Below are 25,443 nucleotides of genomic sequence, written 5' to 3'. Positions count from 1 at the left end.
TGCTTGGTCTTTATAACCAACAGATAGTTTAAATACTTTCTGAAGGGAGTATTTTAAAGGCATTTTAATCCCCCATTTTTAACCCATACTAGAAGGAGCAACCTATAAAACAGATATGTAGAAACCAGAGGATAAATTAAACTCAGCAAGTGAGTGCCGTAGTATGAAACATAACCAGCATATGGAACAGAAAAGACCAGTTTTCCTATTATATTTTCCCTGCTCACGTACCAAGCGTCGGCATATCTTCTGTTGTCCCCTTTTGTGATGTAAACAATTTGGCCTTTTCTCTCTTTTATGTCTATTACTCTATGGAGCACTTTGTATTTCTTTTTCGAAAGCTCTACCTCATAAAGAATGACATCGCCAATCTTAATATCACTCTCTGGAGATACTATTACTAAGGAAAAGGGCGTTATTTCCGGTTCCATGGAATCCGTTAAAACCACCAAACTTTTGAATCCAAGCATGTGGAGAAGGATGAAGAGCACGAGTCCAAAAAGAAGGGTATAACTTAACAGGGTTTCCAGAAACTTCCTCATTTTCCACACCTCAAAAAATTAAAAGAGGTTAAAGAAGTCATGGGCCTTGGACAACAACGGCGACATTTTCCACTTGGCTTATTTGGACTTGTGTTGGAAAGTTTATTGGCAGAGCTGTATTCATTGGAAGATCAACACTTGGAGTATAACTCCCAACTGCAAGTAAATTACTTGAGCTGTCATAAAGCTTTACATAAATTGTTGAGCCTGCTGAAACATCCTTGTCAAATGAAACCTCTACTCCGGTTATATAATCGGGATTAGTACTGTTAAGCAGGAATTTAATATTTCCATTGTCCACAGGAGAAGTCACCGGGGCAGAACCTTCACCAATGTTCTGCACGTTTAGGTTTATCACTGGGACTGCCAAGGCGGCGTTTACTAACAAGAATGCAAACGCCGATAACATTGCCAACACTCTCTTATCTCTACCTAACAACTTCATCTCTTTCATTCTATCACCTCCCTGTTGTTTAGCGGAATTATGCTGAATAAATTCCTTTAAAAATTTATCCAACGACAAATAGTAAAAAACCAACGATTTATATTAATAAACATTCCAAGGCCTCATTTAGCTATTTAAACCAAAACTTGTCAAAAGGTTTATAACGGCGGAAAAACGTTGGATGTAGTGGGAAAAATCATGAAAAGGAGCATATTAGCCTTTATGATTTTCATACTTTTATTGCTATGTCCCCTTGCTTTTTCCTATACCTATATCCACCTAGCTCCTCAGCAACTTGGAGAAGGGAGAGTTTATATATGCAAACTTCCAGTCAATTTGTTACTTTTCGAAGCAAACAAAGAACACCCCACAAAGATCTTAATAGACCCACAAAAGGTGCCGCTCTGGAATAGAAAGGGGAAAGTGTATGTAACTTCGGATGAAAATGGCACTAATCCTCTATATTATTGGGTAGAAAACTCTACTACAGTTCTGGTTAGCATTCCTCCAACTAATGATACAACCATTAAAATTTTTGTCTGGTACTGTGCCATTGAGAACCCATATCAAGAATATGAGGACAATACAAAGTTCTTGGAGATTCATGAAATCCCCTACTCTCTTGAGAACACTACAGTGTACTTCAAGTTTGAATAAAAAGAGTTAAAGCATGAGGTCTTCTCTGGTTAAATATCCCTCCAAGTAGAGGCCTCCAAGGAATGCCTGACCAACATTTATGCCGTTGTCTCCTCTTGGCACCTCGTGGGTAGTGTAAAACCTGAGATTGTTACTCTCCACTATCTTTCTAATAGTCTTGACGATTAGCTCGTTGTAAGCTACTCCGCCGCTGAGGGCCACGTTTTTAATATCGAACTCCTTAGCTTTCTCAACCGCTATTTCTCCAAAGGCCCTTCCCAAAGCCAAGTGAACGGAATACGCAATATCTGCAGGATTTGTTCTGCTTTCTAAAACCTGTCTAAAGAGTTCTTCAACCTTGAGTTCTTCTCCTTCAACTGGAACCCTAAATCCTAGGTCGTTCTTTCCTCTAAACGCGACGCCTTCAAGCTTCATCGCAGGTTCTCCCTCGTAAGTCCGCTTATAGGCAACGTTAAGAAGAACGGCAAATGCATCAAGAACTCTTCCCGTAGAGGAAGCGTAGCTAACGTTTATGTCCCTAGCAAGCTGATTTAGGATAACATTAAACTCAACTTTGCCATACCTTAAATTGTCAATGGCCCTTGGACAGCATCTTCTTACAAGCTCTTCTACCTCTTCCACACTGTATATCTTGTTTAAAATACCAACCAGAGCCCTAAGTGGGTAATAACTAGCTAAATCGCCCCCAGGAAGAGAATAGTAACTGATGTGTGCCAGCCTTTCAACATCTTCATAACTGAGGTAGATAACTTCCCCACCCCAAGTGTGCCCATCGCTTCCATAACCAACGCCATCCAGAGCTATGCCTATAACTTCATCAAGTTTATTTTCGGCCATTACAGAGGCAACGTGAGCATAATGGTGTTGGACTTGAAGGAACTCCACCCCTTCCTCTTCCGCTATTTCCATGGCGAGCTTTGTGGTATTGTAGAGGGGATGCATATCGGCAACGATCAAGTCCAAGTTTTGAACCCTTAGAATCTTCTTGAAGTGCGAGATAGCCCCTCTCATAAACTCCAGCACTTCAACCTTCGACGTGTTCCCTATATATTGACTTGGATACACCTTAGAATTTTTTGCAATGCCAAAGGCATTCATGAGTTCTGCACCAACTGTCAGTCCGTTATACTCAAATGGAATCTCAATAGGTAATGGCACAAAACCTCTGCTTCTTCTTATTACAGCTCTCTTTCCATCAACAAATCTTATCACGCTATCATCGGTTCTGTTGAGTATTTTTCTATTGTGAAGAAGGAAATAATCGGCCAGTGTTTTCAATTCTTTAAGCGCCGTTTCATTATCTATAACCATCGGCATTCCGGGATAATTTGCTGAGGTCATGACATAAACCGGACTCTTTGAGTAGTGGAAAAGTATATAGTGGGTTCCAGCATAGGGCAGCATGACCCCTATTGTTGGAAGCCCCGGAGCCAGGGTCTCCGGTAGTGGGAATGGCTCCTTCTTTCTCAGTGCCACTATGGGTTTTCTATAGCTTGTGAGTTCTTCTCTTTCAATCTCACTAACTATAGCAAAGTTCTCTATTGTTTCCAGATCTTTGGCCATTATTGCAAAGGGCTGTTCGGGCCTTAGGATTCTTTTCCTGAGCTCTCTTAATGTCTCCTCATTGGTGGCATCGCAAGCTATGTGTATCCCACCAATGCCCTTTATGGCCACTATATGCCCTTTGTCTATTAATTCTGCAGCCCTTTTTAGAGGGTCACCTGTTATCTCCTCTCCTTCATTAGTGTAAAGGCGATAGCTTGGCCCACACACAGGACAACAAACTGGCTCAGCATGATATCTTCTATTCAGCGGATCCTTATACTCGCTCTCACAGTAATCACACATATCAAATTCTCTCATGGTTGTGTTAATTCTATCATAGGGGAGATCTTCGATTATAGTAAATCTAGGCCCGCAGTTGGTACATACTATGAATGGATACATATAGCGCTTATCCCTCGGATCAAAAAGCTCTCTGAGACAGTCATCACATATGCTAACATCCGGAGGTATAACTGAATCGCCCCCTTCTCCACCGTTAGAACTCTTCTCAATGTAAAACCTATCAAAGCCTTGAAGTGGAAGTTCTTTTGTTTTTATCTTTTCCACTCTCGCTAGAGGAGGTGCCTTATCCTTAAGAGCTTTTAAAAAGGCCCTTATATCCTCTTCCTTACCTTCAACAACAATCTCAACTCCCGCATCACCGAGATTTTTAACATATCCCCTCAAGCTGTGTTCGTGAGCAATTCTATAGATGAAGGGCCGGAAACCAACCCCCTGAACAATTCCCTCAACGTGAATGTGATAAGTTTTCACTACTCCCACCTATTCCAAAATCGAAAAAAGGGCATTTATACCTTTTCAAAACCAAAAGTTAAAAACTAATGAAGGGTTTTTAACCCAAGGTTGCTAGACTAAAGATTTAACCAGCAAAAAGACTAAAAATGTCAAAAAGGATATTTAAACGGTGCATCCATATATGTATATCATTGTAGTTTACGACGTGAACGTTTCTCGGGTGAATAAAGTGAAAAAATTCTTAAGGCAGCATTTAATCTGGGTTCAAAATAGTGTCTTTGAAGGAGAAGTTACACTGGCCGAGTACGAGAGAATTAAAAAAGGAATTAAGGAACTTATTGATGAGAATGAAGACTCTGTGATTATTTACAGATTAAGAGCAAGGCCAAAAAGAAAGAATTTAGGGATAGAGAAAAATCCAGTTGAGGATATTATTTAGAGCATATTGATTTGAAAATACAGTTTTTGCATTCCCATTCAAACCGTGGTTCTGGATCTTTGGGAAGTTCTCCATTTTCTATGGATTCAATGAGTTTAACAATACCTTTGGCTCTTTTCAGGAACCCTTTAAACGCTTTTGAGTCCTTTTTGATCTCAAGCTTTTTCCATGGTATTAACTCATTATGTCGAAATATCCAGAGATGTCCGAATTCCGCATCAGGAAGTATGTTTAGATACGCATTTAACTGCTCTGTATAAGCGTTCAACACACTCTCCTCATCGACCTCATCCAGATTCTCGGGAATTTTTTCATAAGACCAATCACTAAGGAACTTAAACTCGAACACGTGCTCCCCTATTACAAGATCTATCCTACCAGTTAGAAGCCATCCATCCCCCAGCTCATATGAGACTTCTTTTTCTATCTCAGGAGTAGCCTCAATATCACCCTGCAGATATGACCATGAATCCTTGATAAGCCCTAAAAGGCCCATGTGGAGTACCTGGCCTAAGATCCTTTCCTTGTTTTTTTCTCCAAAAAATCTAACGTCATATCGAGTGGTTAGGGCTGCTTTCAAAGGGCAAAAAGAAACAGAAGTCACACTGATAGTTCTTTTAGGCCCCCTGATATTTCCATATTTAAGGAGGTTTTCCAGTCGCCTTCCAAACTCTTCTATGTCCTTCACCCCCTAAAACCACGCCACTAAGGGGTTATATTCTTGAGTTCCAACAAGATGCTTAATTAATTTATATGCTTCAAGTCTTATTAGTCTTTGCTTGGTGACATTTTTCTTTAGTCTTGGATGTCTCACGCTTTTTTGCATCTCCTCATTGAATGCTTTAAGAACAATCTTTTTGCCCTTATCGTTAAGCAAAACTCCATTCAGATCATTCCTGAAATGCTCCTTCTTAATTATTCCCTGCTTCACAAGTCTGTTGGTTATTCTATCGGCAATTATTGGCTTGAAAATCTCACTTAAGTCCAAAGCAAGGGAAAACCTCCTCTCACCGGGTTCATGTAAATAGCTAATGGTCGGACTTAGTTGGGTGTTGTAGAGCTCGCTAACTATTGTCGCATAAATCCGAGAATTGAGAAAGCTTATTAATGCATTAATCTCATTTTGAGGTGGTCTTCTTGTTCTTTTCACAATTTTGAAGTCTTCGGGAAGGGTTTCGTCCCACGAGGCATAGTACTCTTGCCTTACCCTTGCTTCAACGTTCATTACTTCTGAAATTTTCTCTACAGCTTCAAGTTCATTTAGGAATTCATTGAAAGATACTTTCATGCCCCATTTCTTCAGATTTTTCTCCATGTTCTTGACCCCACCGACTACGAAAAGCTTTGCCAACTTGAGTCTCTTTTCTCTGTCAAGATAGTGTTTGGCCTGCTTAATAAGTAGATCTCCAGAATTAAGACTCTCCCTTGGATAAAATGAGCCATCATAGTATCCATAGTGGTTGAAGAAGTGCACAGCTATGCCTTTCTGGGCTAAAAAGTGCAGTGATTGGGAGGTTATGTTTACGTGGCCATAGATGTAGATGTCGTAAATTCCTTCAACCGCAAGAGGCCTTTTGCCTTGGGCGTTTTCAAAGTAGAGAGTGTTTTCCCTTCGTGAAAGAGTTCCATCAGAGAGCAAAGTTAGAGGGCGCCTCCTCATATTATCACACCCAACACAAGTCATAATAGGCGCATTTTTTGCATTTTCTTGATTTTACGGGAGAGGGAGGTGCAGAAAGAGATTTTATCCGCTCAGCTTCGTTTATAGCCTCTTCTACCTCCTCTTCATGGCCATCGAGTATTATTTCTTTTGTTTCTCTGAGCTTTGGATAATTGAGAATAGCTTTTGCTCTAATGCCAAGTACTTTGAGATAGTAGAGGTAGTAAAGGGCCTGCATTTCGTGGGCCTTTTCCATTGATTTGCCCTTTTTAACTTCGTGAACTTCTATGGTGTTTCCTCTTTTGATGAAGTCTATCTTTATGCTCCCGATTTGGACTTCTTTTTCCTCTCCAAAGTAGCTCCTTTCGTGAAGAAATTTTCCCAGATCCACGTATTCGCTTTCTTGCTCCATAGTTATGCCCTTAGAGAAGTACCAAAGCTTGGTCGGGCAGATGAAGAGGTAGTTTATTTCGGTACCACGGATGAGGAGGACGTTTTCTGGGTAGGTTTCCATTTTGATCACCATTTATCATTACAAATTGATTTGTAACAAATGAAACTGTAATTTTTGTTACTAGATTTTTGGTATAATTACACTATCTCCTCTTTCTCACAAACATTAATCTCATTAATAAATTCAGATAGCTTTCCAGAGTCGAAGTAACCAACTTCATTTGAATAGAGAAATCTTGAACTAGACAGTACTGGTAAGTTATGGTACATGCTTAGAAAACTATCATCGAAAAACAGCCACCATATTGGGATTGGAGTGAGATATTCTTTTATTTTTTGAAGTTTGTACTTACTACTGCTAGCCAATATATCGGCAATCTTGTCAATAAAACATTCTGGAATGACTAAGATTGTGTTTGTTTCCCTGAAATTAAGGATTTTATCTAGCTCTTTATCGTTTAAATCTATTGAGAAAAAGTATCTTGTATCATTATCCCATTTTTGAAGGTATTTGTCAATCTCTTTTAACTTGGTTTTATCTAGTTTTAATGAACTCTCTTTAAACTGCTCTATTAGTTCAAATTCTGTTTTAATATTTCCATCAAACTCTTCTAAAATGGTTTTTGCTAAGCTTAACTCGTCTAAATCGTAGGGATAACGTCTTTTATCCACTAATTCGGATGGTTTTAGGATTTTTACATTTTCATTATTTGTAAAGGTTGAATACCTATTCACTCTTCCGAACCTTTGAATTAATGAAGATAGTGGCGCAAGTTCTGTGAATAGATAATCAAAAGACATATCAAGACTCACTTCGGCAACCTGTGTAGAGACAAAAACAAAACCTTTGGGTATTCTTGAGAGCCATTCTAATTGGGTTTCTTTTTCCTTTCTGTCTTTGTATGTAAATCTTGAGTGTAGAAGAAGTGTCTTCTTGATTTTATAGTGACGTTTTAGTAAAAGATATAGTTTGATAGCTTTTTCTACTGTGTTACATATAACTAGTACATTTCCATCCTGTGCTTTTTTTGCTATTTCCTCAAGGATAGCAGGACTAACAATATCTTCTTCGTTAATGGAGTACATATATCTCCTTTTTCTTTTATATTCTTCAGTAAAATCAAATGAAATTGGAGATATATAAGAGCTGACTAGGTTTTCTAACGCTGGATGCACAGTAGCTGACATAAATACTGTTTTGATATTATAGTCGAACTCCTGATTATATTTCTGTATGAACTTCAGGAGGATGTATAGTCCACTTATTGGATAAAGATGAAACTCATCAAAGATAAATATTGAATTTCTAAAGTGGAATCTTTTGAGGAAATACTTTCCTACGTGAAGGAAAGTTAAAACTATCTGGTCAAGCGTTGTTAAAGTAACAGGACTCATAAATGATCTTGAAATAAAAAGTTCCCAATCAACACTTCTTTCATAGTCTTTCTGTTTTGCTACTTTTTCAACATCGGCAAAATAATAATTATCCTCAACCTTCATTTTCAGGATTTTTTTAATTGTTTCTTTCATTTTCCTTATTGATGTTATCGTTGGAAGAACATAGATTATATGAGTTGGAGTTTTGGTAGAGGCTATTGTTAAAGAGGCAAACGTTTTCCCCCATCCAGTAGGGGCTGAGAATAAGATATTTTCACCAGAGTTTGCCATATTCAGGAATAGTTCCCACTTTTTCTCATTAAATTGTAACCCTTTATCTTTTACATATCTTTGTAATCCTTGTTTAATATCTGTTTCTCTAAAAGAAGGTTTCTCTTTAATAATTTCGTTTTCACTTTCAAACATTGCTGAAACAATGTCTGCGGTCTTAAAAATTCCAAAGAGATCCACATAAATCACATTTTCTCTTTTGTTCTTTTCAATAAATTCATTAAACTGTTTCGTTTCTTGATAAATTAAACGAAATACACTATTGTAGTCAATAGGGAACTGTATTCTTCCAAGGACATTTTTAGCTAGATAATTTGGATGCGAAAGAATTGGAGTTAAATGGGAATGATGCCTTAAGATGAAATAAAATATTCTAGGGTCTTTAATGTTAGAATGTCTTAAAAAGAGGTAAGCTGAAAGTGCAGAATGAGGAGGTTTTTTCTTTTTAGTTATATCCCATTTTGGATTTAGCTTCCCTAAATCGTGCCACCATGCTAATGTTTTTAATACTTTTTCATATTCTTGTAGTCCGTGCTTTTTTGCTAGACTCTTGGAAACTCTAATAACTTCCTCAATATGTTGCTTTAATGATTTTTCTTGTTGCTCGTTTTTATGTGATGTTTTTGAGAGAGTATCCAATCCCAAATTTGGTAGCATTTTTTCATTTATCATTAAATCACCATAAATGGGGGATATAACGGAACCCCCCCTATAGTTGGAATCTTTTGTTTTAGATTCAATTCAACATTCCATCCCATAATAACGAATTTAGGTTTACCAGAATACACATAGGGGAGATTATAAACGATTCCATTATCTAATATTCTCAATGAGTTTAATAATGGTTGAGGCACGTAGGAATCTTTTATAGTATCTTTTTCCTCATATTCATCATATAGCTGAGGGGTTTCAATTTCTGAGATAATGAACTCACTTATTCCACCATATGGTACAAACTCAAAATCAAAAGTTCGGACTCGCTCATAGAGATTATTAATGAGTTCCTGTTTACCCCAAATTGCAAAGCGATATTTTGGCTTTACTAAAAGCATAAGTTCTTCAGTAGTCCTGACTTCTTGTCCTCTCTTTAACTTTAACAACTGTGCATTTTCTCTTGCAATTCCCTTTATGCTAAGCAACTTAGCACCTGCTTTAAATTGGTTTCTCTCTCGAAGGTATGCCTCTCTACCTTTTCCAAGAATAGAAAAGAAGAATCCAAGGACTGTTGTTGGTAATGGTATTAAGTAAGATGTTCTGCCTTTCATAGTTGTATGAACCTTAAAGTGTGCCAAGTCAAATAAAACATCAATTGTCACTCCTTTTTCCATACTCCACTCACCAGCCAAGTTGCCAGTTTTTCAATATCCTTTTTAGGAACTAAGCCTTTTTTCAAGTCATATGTTTCCAAGAATTCTTTTCCTTCAGTAATTTGATAAGGCACAAGTTCTTTTTTGAAATGATATTCTTCAAATGCTTTCCAAACAGGATATAATCTTTCTCCAGCATAGATTATTGTCGAAATATGCTCTGCCATAGCGAAGTAGTTTGTTCTCCTAGGATATGCCCAACCTTCATTTAGCAAAATTTCCAATAATGCACTAACTCGTCTTATCCTTTCTTTTTCAGGAAGGATATACGTAGTACCTTGCTTTGTTATCTTGCCTTCTTTAGCGTATTCATCCCATTTTTTAACCTGGTCAGTCTTTTCATTTTCACTAAATATTCCTACTCTTTCTGTAATTACAATTTTCATAAGGCCAATAAAGTCAGCAACCTCTGTCTCAAATGGTGTTGGATTTGTACTTCCCATCTCTCTTGGAAATCTGCCTCCAAAGTCAATTTGTATCGGCGTATGTTCTACTGCAATTATTGGAGACAATGAAACTGGAGCTTGTCTGGGTTTTTGTTCATTTCCTTTGATATAAAGATACCCAAATAAGTCATTATCTACGTATTTTATTGGATCACCACTATCAGCAAGTTTGTTACCCTCCCCAATTCTAAATGGATCAACTTCAAATCCTCGTTCTGTAAGCTTTTCTCTTATTCCTCTTTTGACAGCTCTTGCAGAGACAAACGGATAGACTTCCCCACTTGTGGATACTAACTTCTTTATCCTTATTCTGTCTCCATCAACTTCATTTGCATTTACATTCCCAGAGACACGAGTTAATAGCCCAATAACGATTTTTCTCATACTTTTTCACCTCCATTAGTTTTGTTACTATCTCCAGTATATGAATTCCATAATGTAACGACAAATTCATTCTTTAAAATCAAAAATTGCCTTATTGGTAAGGTAACAAGCTTCTCAGGCAACATAATCTTTATTCCTTCCCTTTCTAGCCTTGGTAGGTATGAAACAAGGGTTTCAACAAAATATACTGGAATTTCTTCATTTTTTGTATCCATTATTATTCTCTTTAGAAGGCTTTTTTGAGTTTCTCCTTTTTTTGCTAGTTCTCCAATTTTCAAAGCTATTGCTTTCATCTGTTTTTTCAATTTTTCGAAATCTTCATCCATACTTTCACCTCCAAAAAATTTTGTTTGGACATAATTCGCATAATAAATTTTTCCAAGCTTGTGTGTTTTATTCTCTCTTTTTGCTCTTAGTTCTAGAGATATTTTCTCCCCTATTACTTTTGAAAGCTTGTTTACGTTTAAATAGCCTTCAACAAGTATTGAGAATGCTAAATCAGAGAGCAATGAATAATAGGACTCCACAATGTTCTTATTCTGAAGAGATGGAGGCATAAGAGACTCTAAGAACACTATGAACTTTGACTTTGGAAAGTTCAATTCTCTGAAAAACAAATTGTACAATCGCGAAAGATTCCCAATTGGGTGGTACACTACAGACCATTTCTTTCCTCCGCTATTGCTTAAAATCAATACCTCAAACGATAAATTTTCAAAAAGTTCACCCTGATTTTCGAATTGTAGTGTATTTAAGATAGTACTAATCAAAAGCAAGAGAGTGAAATATGCTGCCGAGGGGAGAGAAGGTAAATAATATGTGATCCTTTTATCAAAATATTCCTCTTCAATTCTGCCTGTCTTAATTTCAAAATCAAAAACTCCACCTCGTAATAGATAATCTCTAATTATTTTTTCAATTTTTGGATTATCTGTCCTGATACCAACAATAACACGTTGTTTTAGTTTTTTTCCCTCGAGCTTTATTAGATCAATGTAATAAAAAGTCAGAAGCCAATTTAGGATTTCTTTTCTCGTTTTTTCCTCAGAACTTAATTTGTACTCATAGAACTGATAATTAGGAGCTTCACTCTTTTGAAGCAGTGTTGGAAAATGAGAGGAACTTATATCTTTTGTTGTCATTAAATAATTCAAGATTACTTCTATAGCTTTCTCTGAAGTATTTATCTCTTTAAAATGGGGAGCTAAGTTTGGTATAGCTCCTGCAAGAACAGCATTTAGCAACCCGTCAAAATTCAAGGGAACTTTCCTGAATTTTCCAGTTTGTGAAATATTACCAACCCATTGAACTCGTTTATCAATTAATTTTTTGATCTTTTCTAACGTAATTTCCTCCTCCACTTTCTCCGCCTCCCATCAACCTTCACCATCCCAAATCCCAAGCTGTTCTTTTCTCCAAAACCGGCTTGATAGCCGACCCTCATTAGATCCTCATCCCCGTAAGCCTTGAAAACAAGATGCCACGCCCTCTGAAAAATCCCCGGCTTGACCTCAAACCGCTTAGGCCTGGCCTTGAACACTTTAACCTCAAAATCGTCAGGAGACTTTTTTCCATAAAGCAAGACATACTTCTCCTTCAAGTTTTCCCTTAAATTCTCGTAGAACTTATCCTCCATCGGACTCAGGTCGTACTGCTTGAGCCTCCCAAGCTCGGGCTTTAATGTAGTCACCGCTATTGGAGATAAAGTCGAGTAAGTTCTCCCACTATAGGAGGAAGGCTCTGCAAGTGCTTTAACCTCCTCCACGTAGAACTTCTCCCCCCATAACTCCACGTCTGGCTCTTGAAGAAGGCCTCCAATAAATGCTTCCGCTATCTCGGTAATGGGCGTTGAAAAGTAGAAGAAGCCCTTCCCCTTCCCAATAAAATATGGTGAGCCATTGGCAGACTGCCTCTCTTCACTCATGAAAAGGGAATATGTGAAAAGTTTTGGGACTTTTGGTCGATGAAGAGCGAGACTCAAATCAGGATTTACACCTCGAATTCGATGATATATAAGGCCTTGAAGGTAATGCTGATGATTGTAAGGAACCTTAAACTCGGAATTTTCAGAGACAAGACGTATTAGGAACCGCAAGCTTATACCCCCATGGGAAGGTGGGTAGTTCACTATAAATTACCCATTTGACATATTTAAGATTTACGTAAAAGATTCGAAAAAGTATACTTTTAAAGTCTTATTGGAACCGCATAACCCTTGAAAGCTTAAGCACCGCCGTGGTCACTTTCAATTCTTTTAAAGTCTTATTGGAACTCCGCCGCCGCGGGCACTTCATTTTCCACCATCCATGCTTTCAATTCTTTTAAAGTCTTATTGGAACCAAGCCTGCCTCTAAATCGATATCATTCCTCACCCTGCTTTCAATTCTTTTAAAGTCTTATTGGAACTCCCTGCCTAGGAAGTCTATTGCGTAGTATAATAGCTTTCAATTCTTTTAAAGTCTTATTGGAACGACAATTTGGAACAACATACCAGTTGTAGGACTTGTCTTTCAATTCTTTTAAAGTCTTATTGGAACTACACACCGCTGGCATGGTGGTATTGGGAGACCCCACTTTCAATTCTTTTAAAGTCTTATTGGAACGAAAAGATGGTAGAAGCAGAACAAAGAGCAATTAAGACTTTCAATTCTTTTAAAGTCTTATTGGAACTGATGATAAGGAGGAGAAAACCAAAAAGAGGTTTTTGCTTTCAATTCTTTTAAAGTCTTATTGGAACACTATTTTTTCTTGTCACCCTAGTGCTCTGATTTGACTTTCAATTCTTTTAAAGTCTTATTGGAACTAACACTTGAAGAGTTTGAAGCATACCTCAAGAACAGCTTTCAATTCTTTTAAAGTCTTATTGGAACCATCCGCGCCATTTCCATTCCTCCACTCTACGACTTTCCTTTCAATTCTTTTAAAGTCTTATTGGAACTCTCCACTCCCTCCTTGGGGATTCTATAATGACCTCTCTTTCAATTCTTTTAAAGTCTTATTGGAACTTCAAAAAAGTTATGAAAGAGATTTTAGCATACACGGCTTTCAATTCTTTTAAAGTCTTATTGGAACGTATTACTCTGGTTTACGTTGAGTGATAGTAACATGCTTTCAATTCTTTTAAAGTCTTATTGGAACGAGGGGCATTAATGTTTAACGCATTTCCCTTTATAACTTTCAATTCTTTTAAAGTCTTATTGGAACGATTACTTCACTACCACCGACACAAAGAGAAAGCATCTTTCAATTCTTTTAAAGTCTTATTGGAACAGGTATGAGGATGTGTCAGGGGAGTTGGATGTACATCTTTCAATTCTTTTAAAGTCTTATTGGAACCTATTTACACACGTATTAGACGAATACTTATCAGGTTCATTAACTTTCAATTCTTTTAAAGTCTTATTGGAACAGCATTAACGTATAAAAAGTACTTGTATTACTACCACTTTCAATTCTTTTAAAGTCTTATTGGAACAGTAATATCTTTTCAAGTGAAAGTTGTTTCATTTGTCTTTCAATTCTTTTAAAGTCTTATTGGAACGCGGTGGCAGGTACTGTATAAGAAGAAGTTTGCGAAACTTTCAATTCTTTTAAAGTCTTATTGGAACGCTCGACAAAGACGTCTGTATACTTTTTCGTTATAATCTTTCAATTCTTTTAAAGTCTTATTGGAACTACATAAGTTTTTACGAAGATGAAAGCAAACAAACCTTTCAATTCTTTTAAAGTCTTATTGGAACAAAGGACAGAGTTGCTACGGCTCAAAAACTACGTAACTTTCAATTCTTTTAAAGTCTTATTGGAACAGGGGCGAATTTTCCCCTAAATTCCCTATAAAACTAGTAAAGAGTTTAGAATTTATAAGCTTTATTGCAGGGGGTAATAAATAAGCCCTCTAAAGTCTTCAAATAAAGTGCTCACATAAGAGTTTAATCCAAAATAACTATGTTTCAGCTTTCTCACAACAGTGAACAAAAAATGATATAGGGCCCGCTATGAAAAGTAAGAGCACCAAATTAAATTTAAACAGTTAAAAACTTTAAAAATCCAAAAAAGTTAAATCTCCATAAGGGAGAGATACAAAAGAAGGTTGCAGAGGCCATTGTTCAAAATTTCGAAAAAATTTCGTTATAAAAATATAAAAATTTATAACCGTTTATCTGATAATAACAAAATGTTATTAAAAGACCAAAAATCGATTAGGGATTTTAAAATCTAAAGAAAAGTAATTTCAAAGGAGAAAACTGAAAAATAAAGTTCCCAAACGAGTAACGAAAAATTTTCAATATCCCTCATAAAGTCTATACGCCAGAAACTTTGGAAGGCCCGCCTCAATTATCTTTTTTGCGGCTTCATTAATGTCATACTCCACTCTCTCAAACATAACTTCATCATTATCGGTATCTATGAAAGCATAAGCTGCTCTCCAGTCCCCATCCCTTGGTTGTCCTACTCCCCCGGGATTTATTATCCTCCTCCCACCGATCTCTTTAAGCATCTGCATGTGAGTATGCCCAAGAACTAGGTTTTTCTCCCTGAAGTACTTCAAAATTTCCACAAATTCACTGTCAGGAAGCCAGGGAAAAATATATTCATCCAATGGGGCCCTTGGAGAGCCGTGGATTATAAGAAAGGTCTCATTGTCCACTTCAAACAACTCTTTTACGGGAAGCTTTCGGATGAACTCTAAATTTTCAGCTGTCATGACTTTCTCATGCCATTTTATTGCTTCCCTCGCGTAAGGATTGAATCCCCAGGTTATCCCAAAAGCAATTGCATTATCGTGGTTTCCTCTCACACAGAGAATTTGCCTCTTCTCCATTTGTTTTCTAAAAAACTCCACAACTTCATTTGGATTTGCTCCATAACCAACCAAATCGCCTATACAGAAGATAACATCTGCCCTCTTGACATTTTTCCACACTGCTTTTAAAGCTTCAAGGTTTGAGTGTATATCACTTATAAGACCAATCAACATGTGAGATAATTGATTCCAAAGGTTAAATCCTTTTCTCAGCAGATTTTTCTAAGGTCACCCACGTAGCTTGGACTCTCTTCATAGAACTCTTCTATAAGTCTCTGGAGTTTTTTGGAGAGTTCTATTTGTACTCCCCAAGAGCCCTCAATGTATCCTTTGGCGGCCATTCTCCCAAGGAACTTTTTCATCTCCTCACTTAGTGGGGAGGGTTTGCACCTGGCCCAGGGTGTTCCCGGCAGGGGCATGAAGTAATGGGCCCTCACCTTTCCACCCTTTTTTATTATCCACTTCATGAATTCAATGCTCTTTCTCTGGCTTTCCTTGGTTTCATTTGGCAGACCAACTATGAAATCTACAACAGGTTCTATGTCGTATTCGAGCATGTATTCAACAGCTTGTCTCACGTTTTCCGTTGTGTGCATACGGTGCATGGCTTTAAACATCTCATCATCCCCACTTTGGGCCCCTATGGCCAGCCTCCTATTGTCCGCATACTTCAGGAGAAGTTCAAGAGTCTCAGGTTTGATAAATTCGGGCCTTACTTCACTTGGGAAAGTGCCGTAAAATAATCTCCTTCCCTCTTTTCTAATAGGTTGAAGGGCTTTTAAGAGGGCCTCAAGTTTATTCAGGTTTAAGATCCCTCCCGGGGAACCATAGGCAAAGGCGTTTGGGGTTATATAGCGCATGTCTTTCATTCTCTTTGAGTACTTTACTATCTGATCTATAGGTCTGTGGCGCATTCTAAAGCCTTTTACATAAGGCGTTTGGCAGTAGTAGCAACCAAACGGGCAGCCACGACTTATTTCTATTGGGGCTATCAGCCGAGAGGTTTCAGCAAATGGTGGAAACTTTGTGAAGTCATCAACTCTAGCAAAGCCTGTAAAAGTAAAGTGTCCATTTAGATAAAAGGCAAGGCCCTTAATTCCCAGCAATTCTTTTGTTATTCTGAAATTGTTTTCTGTGAGTGTTTTTAAAAGGTGGAATATAACTTCTTCTCCCTCTCCAATTGTAGCTATATCAAATCCAAGTTTATTCAAAGTATGTTTTGGCATTGCAGTTGTATGATAGCCGCCAGCAATTAGAAGAGCGTTTGTTTTTTCTTTCAGAATCTTTACTTCCTTCTCAATATCCCAGATCTCCTCAGTAAAAAAAGAATAGAGAACTACTTTAGACCTTGCCTTTAGAATTTCAGAAAAATCCTTTGTTATTAAAAGCTCCCCAATATCAAAACCTTGAGATTCAAGGGCCCCCAAGAGGTGAACAAACGCATTATGATTTCTACGGGTCATTCTAATAGCTATCTCCTGCATGATAGAAACTCAGAAGAGAATTTTTAAACATTTGCCAAATTAAAAGAACAAAAGAAAGAAGGGCCTTCAGGCCTTGACAGCGAGTTTGATGTCTTCGGCTTTGACGGTCTTTCTGCCAGCGTGTCTGGCGAATTCAACGGACTTCTTAGCGACTTCGACTGCGTACTCTTCGAGGTACTCTGCAAGTACTTTGGCGGCATCTTCACTAACTCTCTCGGCACCGGCCTTTCTAATCAACCTATCAATTGGGGCAATTGGCAACTCAGCCATTCATAACACCTCCTGGGAAAATTCTTCATTCTTATTTTTGGAATTAAAGGTATATAAAGGTTTCGATAAAAGGACTATTTTTTGACCTTTTTATCCCCTATTTTCTTGTACATTCATAGGAACCGTTAAGTGAAGAAGTCATGTTGGCCATATTTAATAATGATTTTTCTATGTAAACAATTGACGAAATTTAAGTGCTCATCTGGGTAGGCACTCTATTTCTCGAGCCACCGTTTTAATATTGATGATTCTTGATTAGTGATGCGTTCATCTTAGGTAAAAATTCAAACCTTATTATTCAACTTGGAATTGGTCACATCTCATATTTTAAACCTCTCTTCCTTTAAGGGCAGATGAAAAGGATATTAATGAAAGTGACATCCACAAGAAATATAAAGACTTAGTACAAAAAAATAACTTAGTTAGGAATATTTTGAGGTGAAAACCATGGGGTTGTTTGACAAGCTCACTAAAAAAGAAGAACCAAAGAAAGAACTTGGGGCTGGTAGGAAGAAGGATTTTAAACGGGAAGTCGAGGTTATTCCTATGGAAGAGGATCTTTTAGCAAAGACTATAACTGAACCTGAAGTTAGATATATAAAAAAGATTGTTGTTACTAGTTACAGCGATCTGGAAAAGATTTCTGAGGAAGTCCAAGCCGGTAATATTATTATTGCCGATTTAACTCCGCTAGAATCAAAGCCAGAAGTGCTTGCTAAAGTTGTTGAACAGATAAAGGGCATTACTCAGGCCCTTGGCGGCGAAACCGCAAAAATAGCGAAACATGAGATTAAGATCTTGATAACCCCCCCAGATATTAAGATCTATAAAGGCTGATATTTTCTCTAATCTTTATAAACTCCCCCTTCTTTTTGGTTGTGGTGAAGTAAAATGAGTGATATACATGAAGTTAGACTGGGTGATTGCCCAATCTGTGGTGGGAAAAATACCTTGAAAGCTTTGAATTATCTTCATGAGATTCCCTATTTTGGAAAGGTTATGGAGTCCACGATAATCTGTGAGAAGTGTGGATATAGAAATGCGGATGTTATGCTTTTGGAAGAAAAAGAACCGAAAATGTATACTGTTAAAGTGGAAGAAGAAAAAGATCTATTTACAAGAGTTGTCAGGAGTAAGAGCGGTACTATTGAGCTGGAGGAAATCGGGATAAAAATAGAACCAGGTCCAGCAAGCCAGGGTTTTGTCACCAACGTAGAGGGAGTTCTTGAAAGGGCCAGAGAGACCCTTTTGATGGCTAAAAACTTCAAGAAAGAGGAAAATGATGAGGAAAGTATAAAAAAGATTGAAGAGATATTGAACTATATTGAGGGGGTAAAGGAGGGTAAAAAACCTTTAACAGTGAGAATTATGGATCCTTTTGGAAACAGTGCACTTATAGGTGAGAAAGTTAAGAGCAGAGTTCTCACCAAAGAAGAGGTGGCAAAGCTTAGTAAAGGCCCTTATGTAGTCTATGACCCCTCGGAAGAAGTTAAATGAAACGCATATCCCTACTCATAAGATCCTCTAGAAGGGCTCTTACCCATGGTTTTCGGGTCCTGCTTGAAAGATGAATTACCCCATCCACACGTGTTCCATAAACCTCTTTCATTTTTTCCCTTGTAAGGGGTTCTTGGAACAAAAATGGTTTTTCTATTGTGAATGCATACCCTTGGTCTTTGATATAACTCCTTAACCATGTTTTACCAACCTCTTCACCATAGACGAATGTGAGGCCGCTTGTATCCTTTGTGATTTCCCAAAGATTCTCGAAGTCCGCTCTGATCACTTCACCTACTTCAAATCCTCCGGCTATACTCCCCCTCTGAGTTAAGGCCTGCTCTTCACTCAGGCCGAGTTTTTTAAGGGTTCTCTTTAGAACAACGGGGTTTCCTCTTGCAATGTAAAGAAAGACAACATCACCTTCTCTAACTATTGGGGCCTTCCTTATTTCATGGAATTTTAGGCCCCTAAAGATGAGTTCTCCATAGACCTGGTGGAGAGCTATGACATGCTCCATACTTCCACCTAAAACTGAGGATTAAAGTTTGTATTATAAATATTTGTATATTGAGACAGCGGCTCTTATTATATCTCCCACGACTCCCGAAGCAGTTTCTTTTATACCCGCTCCGGAACCTTTAAGCATTAACTCTCCTAAAAGGTCTGTTTCAATAACTGCGACATTTGAAGTTCCACTTACGGCAAGTGGGCCATTTTCATAGACTTTTTTGGGTTTTATTTCTACTTTACCTTCCTCTACAGTAGCCACGAGTCGAAAAGGAGTTCCCTCTTTCTTTGCCTCTCTGATTTCTTCTTCGCTAAGGTTTTCTATTCCCTCTATGTGGACTTCTTTGAAGTCTATGGGATAAAAAGCCAGGTGATGGAGAATAGTGGCTTTGTAAGCTGCATCTATACCTTTTAGGTCATTAGAGGGGTCCCTTTCAGCTATCCCTGCTGTTTGGGCCTGCTTGAGGGCTTCTTTAAACGTCATTCCAGTTTCTATGGAGGTTAATATAAATGTGGTAGTTCCATTGAAAACACCGGAAATTCTTTTAACTGAATCTGCAAGAATTTCCTCCTTCAAAAGATTTATTATAGGTGTCCCGGCCATTACTGTCGCTTCAAAGAGATAGGGGAGGTTTTTTGAATTTGCTAAATCTACAAGTTCCTTATAATCAAAGACAACCGGGGGTTTGTTAGATGTTACAACCCCTTTTCCTCTTTTTAATGCTTCTAAATGCCACTTCGATGCATTTTTATCGTTCGTTACGTCGATAATTACATCAGCATCAATTTCTTTAACAACTTCCATTGGATCTAATTTATACACTTCGTATTCATTTCCCCAGAATTTCAATGAACCAAAGTGATTTTTAGTTTCAATAGCTTCTCTTAGATTTATGGCTTCTTGGTCCCATATTGTAGCGCTGGTGTCGGTTATGCTAACGACTTTTATATTAATTCCATACTTCTTCTTAAAATGAGGCATTTTAGTATAGAGTACTTCTGCTACTCCCCTTCCAACATTTCCAAAGCCAATAATAGAAAGGGAAAGTGAATTCATCTTGCACCCACTATGGCTTTAACTAGATCTATGTCTCTAATGAGGCCTATTATTTCTCCTTCTCCTTTTATTACTGGCAGCTGTTCTATGTGCTCTTGGGTCATTATGTTGGCTACCTCATACACGCTCATATGTGGTGTTGCCAATTTTAACTCAGTAGTCATTAACTCCTGCACTGGTTTTTTAGGGATTTGTAATTCTGATTTTTCAAATAAGAGCACGGGATGACTTTCTAAGATCCATTCTTCTTCGCTGGATACAGCCAATTCCGAGCTCTTCATGACTCTAACTATTTCACTGTCTTTAAGTAAGTCCGTCTCATCTATAATCCCGATTAAACTGCCGTCGTCATCGATCACTGGCAAGACCATGGCGTTAGAGAGTAGAAGGGCTTTTAAAGCAGCTTTTAAGGGAGTTCCTTTCCACACAACACTCACATGTTTCTGGTAATAGGGCTTGATTTCTATGGACTTCATTTTTTCATTTTTGGATAGGTATCTCCTTATTATGTCACCGACAGTTAAGATTCCTACAACATGATTTTCTTTATCTACTACGACAACCCGCCTATATTTGTTTTTCAAGATTAGCTTGACGGCTTTCTTTAGGGCATCATTTGGGGTAACAAGGGGAACATCTCGCTTGATGAGCATTGCTAATTGATCTTCATCAGGATGTAAAAGAACACTCTTTATGCTTACTATCCCGACAATTTCCTTTGTTCCTCTCTTAACAACCGGAAAAGACCTAACTTTGTACCTTTTAAAAAGGTCTAGGGCATAATTCCGCGTGGCCGGTAGTTCAATCACCACTGGATCAGGAGTCATGAGATTTTTTACTTTCATTTTCACCACCGCTTTTATTTAGGAAGGGTTTTCACTATTTAAGTTTTTCACTTTTTGCAATGCATGCTATTTTTGAGAGTTGATCCCTCTTATTATTTTCTTTGACCTATCAAGTTACCGCAAAATTTATAAACTCAATGCAGGGAGTTGTTAGTGGTACGGCGGTCATAGCGGCGGGGTCACACCCGGACTCGTTTCGACCCCGGAAGTTAAGCCCGCCAGCGATCCCGGCGGTACTGCCCTCCGAGAGGGGGCGGGAAACCGGGGACGCCGCCGGCCACTCAAATGCCCGGGTGGTGTAGCCAGGCCCATCATGCGGGACTGTCACTCCCGCGACTCGGGTTCAAATCCCGACCCGGGCGCCAAAATTTCTCGATGATATTATATTTTTCTTTGAAACTCTTACCTTTCAGGGAAGGAGTACTTCACAACTGCAAATGTCTTCTAACGTCATTAAAATTGACTTTCGCTGTCATGTTAAGGTTTATTGGAGTTACGCTAACTTTTCTTTCAACTTTCAAAGCATACATATCAGTGCCTGGTTCTAGGGTATCTTTGGGGCATTGGGTACCAACTATCCAATAATAAGGATTCCCCTTAGGGTCGACTCTTTCTTCAACTGAGGCCATATACATTCTTTTAGCGAGTTTTGTGAGTTCTATGGGTGTGTTTTCATGTGCATCATAGGGTACATTAATGTTGAGCATATCAACACTCTTTGGCATTCCGTTACTCAGAATAGCATTTGAAATTCTTTTTAAAAAGGATTTTGCTACAGAAAAGTCTATTTCTTCTCCTTCACCAAATTTATGTTTTTCTCGATTGACTTCTAAACTCATGGCTATACTGGGAATATCGTGAGTGGCGGCTTCTATGGCAGCACTGGCTGTTCCGGAAATTGTAATCTCAGTACTCATATTTTCTCCCAAATTTATCCCACTAACTGCGAGATCAAATTTACCAAAACGAGCCATGGCAAAAATTACACAATCAACGGGCATCCCATCTAATGCATATGCCACTTTTGTTCCCTTAAGGTTAATTCTTTTTACTCTTAAAGGCCTGTGTAAGGTCATAGCTCTTCCACTAGCGCTTCTCTGAAACATTGGTGCTACTACATAAACCTCTCCAAGATCTTGAAGAGCTTCAACAGCTGCTTTTATACCCCTTGAGTGAATTCCATCATCATTTGTTACCAAGATCTTTGCCACCTTTACTTACCCCCCTGTTTTTTCACTCACTTCTTCTTTTTTAATGCTTTCTGGAAGGGAGAAGTAAGCCACTATCTCCAGAATTTTACCTATTAGAAGTACCAAAAGACCTATTCCAAGTGCTATCACCAGAATTCCTCCTACGAAGTACAGAAAGCCAACTGTTTTAAAAGTATCAACTTGCACCTCGGAGGATATCTTTTCGTAGCTCTTTCTTGTATAGTAAGTGCCAATGACAAACAAGATCCATGCTAAGAGGGCTCCTACCAGTATAGGTGCAATTAACATTCTCATTCCTTCAAAACCTTCTTCCATCCCTTTAAAAGGGGCTCCTTTCAACACAGCAAATCCCATCGCGAGGAAAAAAGCAAGAATTATGACAATAAGTGCTCCAAATCGAAGAATAACTCCCACCAAGTAATCCCTGAATATGTCTTCTCTTTCGATTTCATCAGCAATTTCTTTTACTGCAAAGAGTAGAAGCACAAGCCCCAGCAACATGACTAAACTCCAAGCTCTTGGGACGAACCCACTAAGCAAAGATAGAATTGCTCCTATTCCACCATAAGTTTTTGCATTTGTTAAACTCATAAATCATCACCTTAATTTTAAACTTTGTAGTAAAGTATATCTCTTTTTCGGCTCTCCATCAAACTTAAAAAGGAATTTTCCAAGGTGTGATGGGTGAGAATACAATGACATTCTGGACCAGTGAGGACAACGTTGCCGGAAAAAAAGGAACTGCCCTTTATGTGATATTACCAACAATAGGATGTTATCGTTATAGAATGGGAGAAGCATGTTATATGTGCTCATATCCAGCAGAGGCTCCAAAAACACCGTGGACTCAGAGAGATCTTATTGAATATTTTAAAAAGGCCCTCAAAAAAATTGAAGGAAAAAAAGGGCCAATTTCAGTTAGAATATTTACTTCGGGGAGCTTTTTTGATGATGGAGAAGTTAAACCTACAACAAGGAAGGAGATTTTTTCTTTATTGGCAGAAATTGAGGATGTTAAGGAAATTGTTGTGGAGACCCGTTCTGAGCTTGTTAGATTTGAGACTGTTAAGGAGTTAGTTGATTTAGTAGAAGGCAAACATTTTGAGGTGGCTATAGGTCTTGAAACAGCAAATGATGACATAGCTGATGTGGGAATAAATAAGGGGAATACTTTTGAAGAATTTATTACGGCCAGTAAAGTTATTAAAGAGGCTGGGGCATATGTGAAGACTTATTTGCTTCTAAAACCCGCTTTCCTAAATGAACGTGATGGAATTGAGGATATAAAAGAGAGCATAAAGAAAGCTGCGCCTTATACTGACACCTTCTCCATAAACGTTACTAACATTCAAAGAGGTACGGTGTATGAGAGGTTGTGGGAAAGAAAGGAGTATCGGCCTCCATGGCTTTGGAGTGTTTTTGAGGTTATTAAATGGGCCAAAAGGAATTTTCCGGAAAAAAGAATTCTAAGCGATCCAGTTGGAGCTGGCTCGAAAAGAGGGCCTCATAATTGTGGGGAATGTGATAAAAGGGTTGCAAGGGCCATTAGAGAATTTTCAAACACTCAAGACCTGAAGCAGTTGGAAAAAATCGAGCATGAATGTATTAAAGAATGGGAGTATATAATTATGGAAGGGCTTCTGGATTGGCAACTTCAAATGTGGTAATCTTCCTTTATGAACATAAACCCTACTCATTTAAATTTCAATATTAAATAGAGCATCTGATGATGAATTGTGTACATTAAGGCGATATGTGTTGACTTTTCAGGCACTAAAAGCCAACCCATTCTCTATGCATGAGTATAGGTGAGAAAATTTTCGAAAACTTTAAATGTTTTACATACGTAAACAAGTTTAGTGGATCGTGGGTGATGCTTATGACAAATGTCGAAGTTAAAAAGGATGGATATCTCTCTATTGGGAAAACAGAAGCGGTTGAAATTAGTGTAGACACCTTTCTGTGTAAGGGATGTGGCATCTGCTTAGAACTCTGTCCAAGAAAAGTATTTGAGTGGAGCAAAGAACTTAGTGAAAAGGGTGTACATTATCCGATTCCGGTAAATGCAGATAAGTGCGTGAAGTGCAAGCTCTGTGAACTCCTATGTCCAGACTTTGCAATAGCTGTTAAGTGGTGATATCTCATGATAATCCGTGGAGATGAGCCTGAACAGATAAGACTCTTAAAAAAGATGTATCCTAAGGGGAACTACTTCATGCAGGGGGATGAGGCCATAGCTTATGGCGCCCTTTTTGCAGGATGTAGATTTTATGCGGGATACCCAATAACGCCTGCAAGTGAAATTGCTGAAACAATGGCAAGAGAACTCCCGAAACTTAAGGGTTATTATATTCAGATGGAGGATGAGATTGGGAGTATTGCAGCTGTTGTAGGGGCTTCCTGGACAGGGTTTAAGAGCATGACAGCCACTTCTGGACCGGGGTTTAGTTTAATGCAGGAAAACCTCGGCTATGCTATCTTCACTGAGACCCCCTTGGTTTTAGTAGATGTCCAGAGAAGTGGCCCTTCTACAGGCCAAGCTACTAAAGGAGCCCAAGGGGACTTTTTCCAGGCAAGATGGGGGACGCATGGTGACCACCCAATAATAGCTATCTCCCCAACAAGTGTGGAAGACAGTTTCTGGGAAACAATAAGGGCCTTCAACCTGAGTGAGAAGTTTAGAATTCCAGTCCTTGTTCTTGCTGATGGGATTATAGGACATACAAGGGAACAAATAAATATACCCGACCCAGAAGAAGTGGAGATAGTCTACAGAAAACTTCCTACTAGTGATGAAGAAGCAAAGTATCCTTTTGGAGATGTACATGGAGATTTAATTCCTCCGATGCCACTTTTTGGCCATGGTTACTTTACTCACGTTACAGGGTCAACTCATAAAGAGAATGGTCTCAGGGATGTTTACACTCCTGAAGTTCACGACCGCTTAGTAAGAAGGCTTCATAAGAAAATAGAAATACATAAGGCCGAGATTCAAAAGTGGGAGGAATACTATGTTGAAGACGCTGAAATTCTGCTTGTAAGCTGGGGAGTTAGTGCAAGACCTTCTCTTGGAGCGGTGATGAAGGCTAGAAAGAAGGGGATAAAAGTAGGCCTTTTTGTCCCAAAAACTGTTCACCCATTCCCCGGAGAGAGAATTAAAGAGCTTTCTAAAAATGTTCAACTGATCATTGTACCAGAGATGAACCTTGGGCAAGTGATACTTGAAGTACAGCGCTTTGTGAGAGATGAAGTTCCAGTTATTGGTGTGAACAAGATTGGTGGTGTGCCATTAACAGTAGAAGAAATTTTAAAAGAGATAGAAAGCTCAGCCGAGCGTTCTCGTCACCGTTCGGCGGATTAGATATTCATCATCGCTGATTGATGGTTGGTGTTGAGAATATTT

General features: G+C 38.4%; 26 protein-coding genes, 1 tRNA gene, 1 rRNA gene and 1 CRISPR repeat array. Of the genes, 9 read left to right on the top strand and 19 right to left on the bottom strand.

Features of this window, described 5'->3' with window-relative positions; translation table 11 throughout:
• Positions 1–53: 53 nt before the first annotated feature.
• Together TSIB_RS07285 and TSIB_RS07280 are read right to left on the bottom strand one after the other, a co-directional pair.
• Positions 54–542 carry a signal peptidase I gene (locus TSIB_RS07285; RefSeq protein ID WP_015849766.1) on the bottom strand — a complete coding sequence of 163 codons (489 nt, stop codon included), beginning with the start codon at positions 540–542 and terminating at the stop codon, positions 54–56.
• A 37-nt stretch (positions 543–579) separates the two neighbouring features.
• Positions 580–996: a hypothetical protein gene (locus TSIB_RS07280; protein WP_015849765.1), complete on the bottom strand. Its 417-nt coding sequence runs from the start codon at positions 994–996 to the stop codon at positions 580–582.
• Positions 997–1,173: 177 nt separating this feature from the next.
• Here TSIB_RS07280 and TSIB_RS07275 point away from each other — a divergent pair, with 177 nt between their 5' ends.
• Positions 1,174–1,644 carry a hypothetical protein gene (locus tag TSIB_RS07275; protein WP_015849764.1) on the top strand — a complete coding sequence of 157 codons (471 nt, stop codon included), beginning with the start codon at positions 1,174–1,176 and terminating at the stop codon, positions 1,642–1,644.
• Between the two features lie 6 nt (positions 1,645–1,650).
• Here TSIB_RS07275 and hypF read toward each other — a convergent pair whose 3' ends face one another.
• On the bottom strand, positions 1,651–3,963 hold the full coding sequence (gene hypF, locus TSIB_RS07270) for a carbamoyltransferase HypF (protein ID WP_048160437.1): 2,313 nt from the start codon (positions 3,961–3,963) through the stop codon (positions 1,651–1,653).
• A 163-nt stretch (positions 3,964–4,126) separates the two neighbouring features.
• On the opposite strand from hypF, the gene cas2 reads away from it, so the two are divergent.
• A complete protein-coding gene (gene cas2, locus TSIB_RS07265; RefSeq protein ID WP_015849762.1) occupies positions 4,127–4,384 on the top strand; it encodes a CRISPR-associated endonuclease Cas2 in 258 nt (85 codons plus the stop codon).
• On the opposite strand, the gene TSIB_RS07260 is transcribed toward cas2, so the two are convergent.
• The 11 genes from TSIB_RS07260 to hpkA form a co-directional block, all read right to left on the bottom strand.
• Positions 4,377–5,072, bottom strand: coding sequence for a PD-(D/E)XK nuclease family protein (locus TSIB_RS07260; RefSeq protein ID WP_015849761.1), 696 nt, complete (start codon positions 5,070–5,072; stop codon positions 4,377–4,379). The two genes, cas2 and TSIB_RS07260, sit on opposite strands and share 8 nt — an antisense overlap.
• A gap of 3 nt (positions 5,073–5,075) precedes the next feature.
• A complete protein-coding gene (gene cas1b / locus TSIB_RS07255; protein ID WP_015849760.1) occupies positions 5,076–6,044 on the bottom strand; it encodes a type I-B CRISPR-associated endonuclease Cas1b in 969 nt (322 codons plus the stop codon).
• A gap of 4 nt (positions 6,045–6,048) precedes the next feature.
• Entirely contained in the window at positions 6,049–6,558 is a 510-nt protein-coding gene (gene cas4, locus TSIB_RS07250) for a CRISPR-associated protein Cas4 (RefSeq protein ID WP_228359799.1), read from the bottom strand.
• 77 nt (positions 6,559–6,635) lie between these two features.
• Positions 6,636–8,837 carry a CRISPR-associated helicase Cas3' gene (gene cas3, locus TSIB_RS10105; RefSeq protein ID WP_015849758.1) on the bottom strand — a complete coding sequence of 734 codons (2,202 nt, stop codon included), beginning with the start codon at positions 8,835–8,837 and terminating at the stop codon, positions 6,636–6,638.
• Positions 8,837–9,493 carry a CRISPR-associated protein Cas5 gene (gene cas5, locus TSIB_RS07240; RefSeq protein WP_015849757.1) on the bottom strand — a complete coding sequence of 219 codons (657 nt, stop codon included), beginning with the start codon at positions 9,491–9,493 and terminating at the stop codon, positions 8,837–8,839. The genes cas3 and cas5 overlap by 1 nt, the downstream gene beginning before the upstream one ends.
• On the bottom strand, positions 9,478–10,362 hold the full coding sequence (cas7i, locus tag TSIB_RS07235; RefSeq protein WP_015849756.1) for a type I-B CRISPR-associated protein Cas7/Cst2/DevR: 885 nt from the start codon (positions 10,360–10,362) through the stop codon (positions 9,478–9,480). The genes cas5 and cas7i overlap by 16 nt, the downstream gene beginning before the upstream one ends.
• Positions 10,359–11,723 (bottom strand): hypothetical protein, encoded by a 1,365-nt coding sequence (locus TSIB_RS07230; RefSeq protein WP_015849755.1) that lies wholly within the window; start codon positions 11,721–11,723, stop codon positions 10,359–10,361. Before TSIB_RS07230 ends, cas7i begins: the two co-directional genes overlap by 4 nt.
• A complete protein-coding gene (gene cas6 / locus TSIB_RS07225; protein WP_048160436.1) occupies positions 11,702–12,457 on the bottom strand; it encodes a CRISPR-associated endoribonuclease Cas6 in 756 nt (251 codons plus the stop codon). The genes TSIB_RS07230 and cas6 overlap by 22 nt, the downstream gene beginning before the upstream one ends.
• 147 nt (positions 12,458–12,604) lie before the next feature.
• Positions 12,605–14,168: direct repeats of the CRISPR family, unit length 30 nt; unit sequence CTTTCAATTCTTTTAAAGTCTTATTGGAAC.
• Positions 14,169–14,644: 476 nt separating this feature from the next.
• A complete protein-coding gene (locus TSIB_RS07220; protein WP_015849751.1) occupies positions 14,645–15,340 on the bottom strand; it encodes a metallophosphoesterase family protein in 696 nt (231 codons plus the stop codon).
• Positions 15,341–15,375: 35 nt separating this feature from the next.
• On the bottom strand, positions 15,376–16,650 hold the full coding sequence (locus TSIB_RS07215; protein ID WP_015849750.1) for a TIGR04013 family B12-binding domain/radical SAM domain-containing protein: 1,275 nt from the start codon (positions 16,648–16,650) through the stop codon (positions 15,376–15,378).
• A gap of 66 nt (positions 16,651–16,716) precedes the next feature.
• On the bottom strand, positions 16,717–16,920 hold the full coding sequence (hpkA, locus tag TSIB_RS07210; RefSeq protein WP_015849749.1) for an archaeal histone HpkA: 204 nt from the start codon (positions 16,918–16,920) through the stop codon (positions 16,717–16,719).
• Positions 16,921–17,367: 447 nt separating this feature from the next.
• Between hpkA and TSIB_RS07205 the strand changes: the two genes are divergently transcribed.
• The gene (locus TSIB_RS07205; RefSeq protein ID WP_015849748.1) at positions 17,368–17,757 is read left to right on the top strand and encodes a cell division protein SepF; all 390 of its coding nucleotides are present in this window, start codon (positions 17,368–17,370) and stop codon (positions 17,755–17,757) included.
• Positions 17,758–17,811: 54 nt separating this feature from the next.
• Entirely contained in the window at positions 17,812–18,417 is a 606-nt protein-coding gene (locus tag TSIB_RS07200) for a ZPR1 zinc finger domain-containing protein (RefSeq protein ID WP_015849747.1), read from the top strand.
• Here TSIB_RS07200 and TSIB_RS07195 read toward each other — a convergent pair.
• From TSIB_RS07195 to TSIB_RS07185, 3 genes are read right to left on the bottom strand one after another with little or no spacing between them, the layout of a single operon-like run.
• Entirely contained in the window at positions 18,410–18,937 is a 528-nt protein-coding gene (locus tag TSIB_RS07195; RefSeq protein WP_015849746.1) for an ASCH domain-containing protein, read from the bottom strand. The genes TSIB_RS07200 and TSIB_RS07195 overlap by 8 nt on opposite strands.
• Before the next feature lie 33 nt (positions 18,938–18,970).
• Entirely contained in the window at positions 18,971–19,984 is a 1,014-nt protein-coding gene (locus TSIB_RS07190) for a homoserine dehydrogenase (protein ID WP_015849745.1), read from the bottom strand.
• On the bottom strand, positions 19,981–20,829 hold the full coding sequence (locus tag TSIB_RS07185) for a CBS domain-containing protein (protein ID WP_048160435.1): 849 nt from the start codon (positions 20,827–20,829) through the stop codon (positions 19,981–19,983). The genes TSIB_RS07190 and TSIB_RS07185 overlap by 4 nt, the downstream gene beginning before the upstream one ends.
• A 157-nt stretch (positions 20,830–20,986) precedes the next feature.
• Between TSIB_RS07185 and rrf the strand changes: the two genes are divergently transcribed.
• A 5S ribosomal RNA gene (rrf, locus tag TSIB_RS07180) occupies positions 20,987–21,108 on the top strand.
• 8 nt (positions 21,109–21,116) lie between these two features.
• Positions 21,117–21,194 (top strand) — tRNA-Asp (locus TSIB_RS07175).
• Between the two features lie 60 nt (positions 21,195–21,254).
• On the opposite strand, the gene surE is transcribed toward TSIB_RS07175, so the two are convergent.
• Both surE and TSIB_RS07165 read right to left on the bottom strand, forming a co-directional pair.
• The gene (surE, locus tag TSIB_RS07170) at positions 21,255–22,040 is read right to left on the bottom strand and encodes a 5'/3'-nucleotidase SurE (protein WP_015849743.1); all 786 of its coding nucleotides are present in this window, start codon (positions 22,038–22,040) and stop codon (positions 21,255–21,257) included.
• Positions 22,041–22,046: 6 nt separating this feature from the next.
• Positions 22,047–22,631, bottom strand: coding sequence for a DUF996 domain-containing protein (locus TSIB_RS07165; RefSeq protein WP_015849742.1), 585 nt, complete (start codon positions 22,629–22,631; stop codon positions 22,047–22,049).
• A gap of 104 nt (positions 22,632–22,735) precedes the next feature.
• Between TSIB_RS07165 and TSIB_RS07160 the strand changes: the two genes are divergently transcribed.
• The 3 genes from TSIB_RS07160 (at position 22,736) to TSIB_RS07150 (ending at position 25,401) form a co-directional block, all read left to right on the top strand.
• Positions 22,736–23,707 (top strand): archaeosine biosynthesis radical SAM protein RaSEA, encoded by a 972-nt coding sequence (locus TSIB_RS07160; protein ID WP_048160434.1) that lies wholly within the window; start codon positions 22,736–22,738, stop codon positions 23,705–23,707.
• Between the two features lie 212 nt (positions 23,708–23,919).
• On the top strand, positions 23,920–24,177 hold the full coding sequence (locus tag TSIB_RS07155) for a 2-oxoglutarate ferredoxin oxidoreductase subunit delta (RefSeq protein ID WP_048160433.1): 258 nt from the start codon (positions 23,920–23,922) through the stop codon (positions 24,175–24,177).
• Between the two features lie 6 nt (positions 24,178–24,183).
• Positions 24,184–25,401: a 2-oxoacid:acceptor oxidoreductase subunit alpha gene (locus TSIB_RS07150; RefSeq protein ID WP_015849739.1), complete on the top strand. Its 1,218-nt coding sequence runs from the start codon at positions 24,184–24,186 to the stop codon at positions 25,399–25,401.
• Positions 25,402–25,443: the final 42 nt, after the last annotated feature.

Origin of the sequence: Thermococcus sibiricus MM 739 (assembly GCF_000022545.1) — an archaeon.
In the GTDB taxonomy this organism is placed as follows: Archaea; Methanobacteriota_B; Thermococci; order Thermococcales; family Thermococcaceae; genus Thermococcus_A; species Thermococcus_A sibiricus.
The sequence above is the reverse complement of the archived record's forward strand: the minus strand, read 5'-3'. Positions and strand labels throughout refer to the sequence as shown.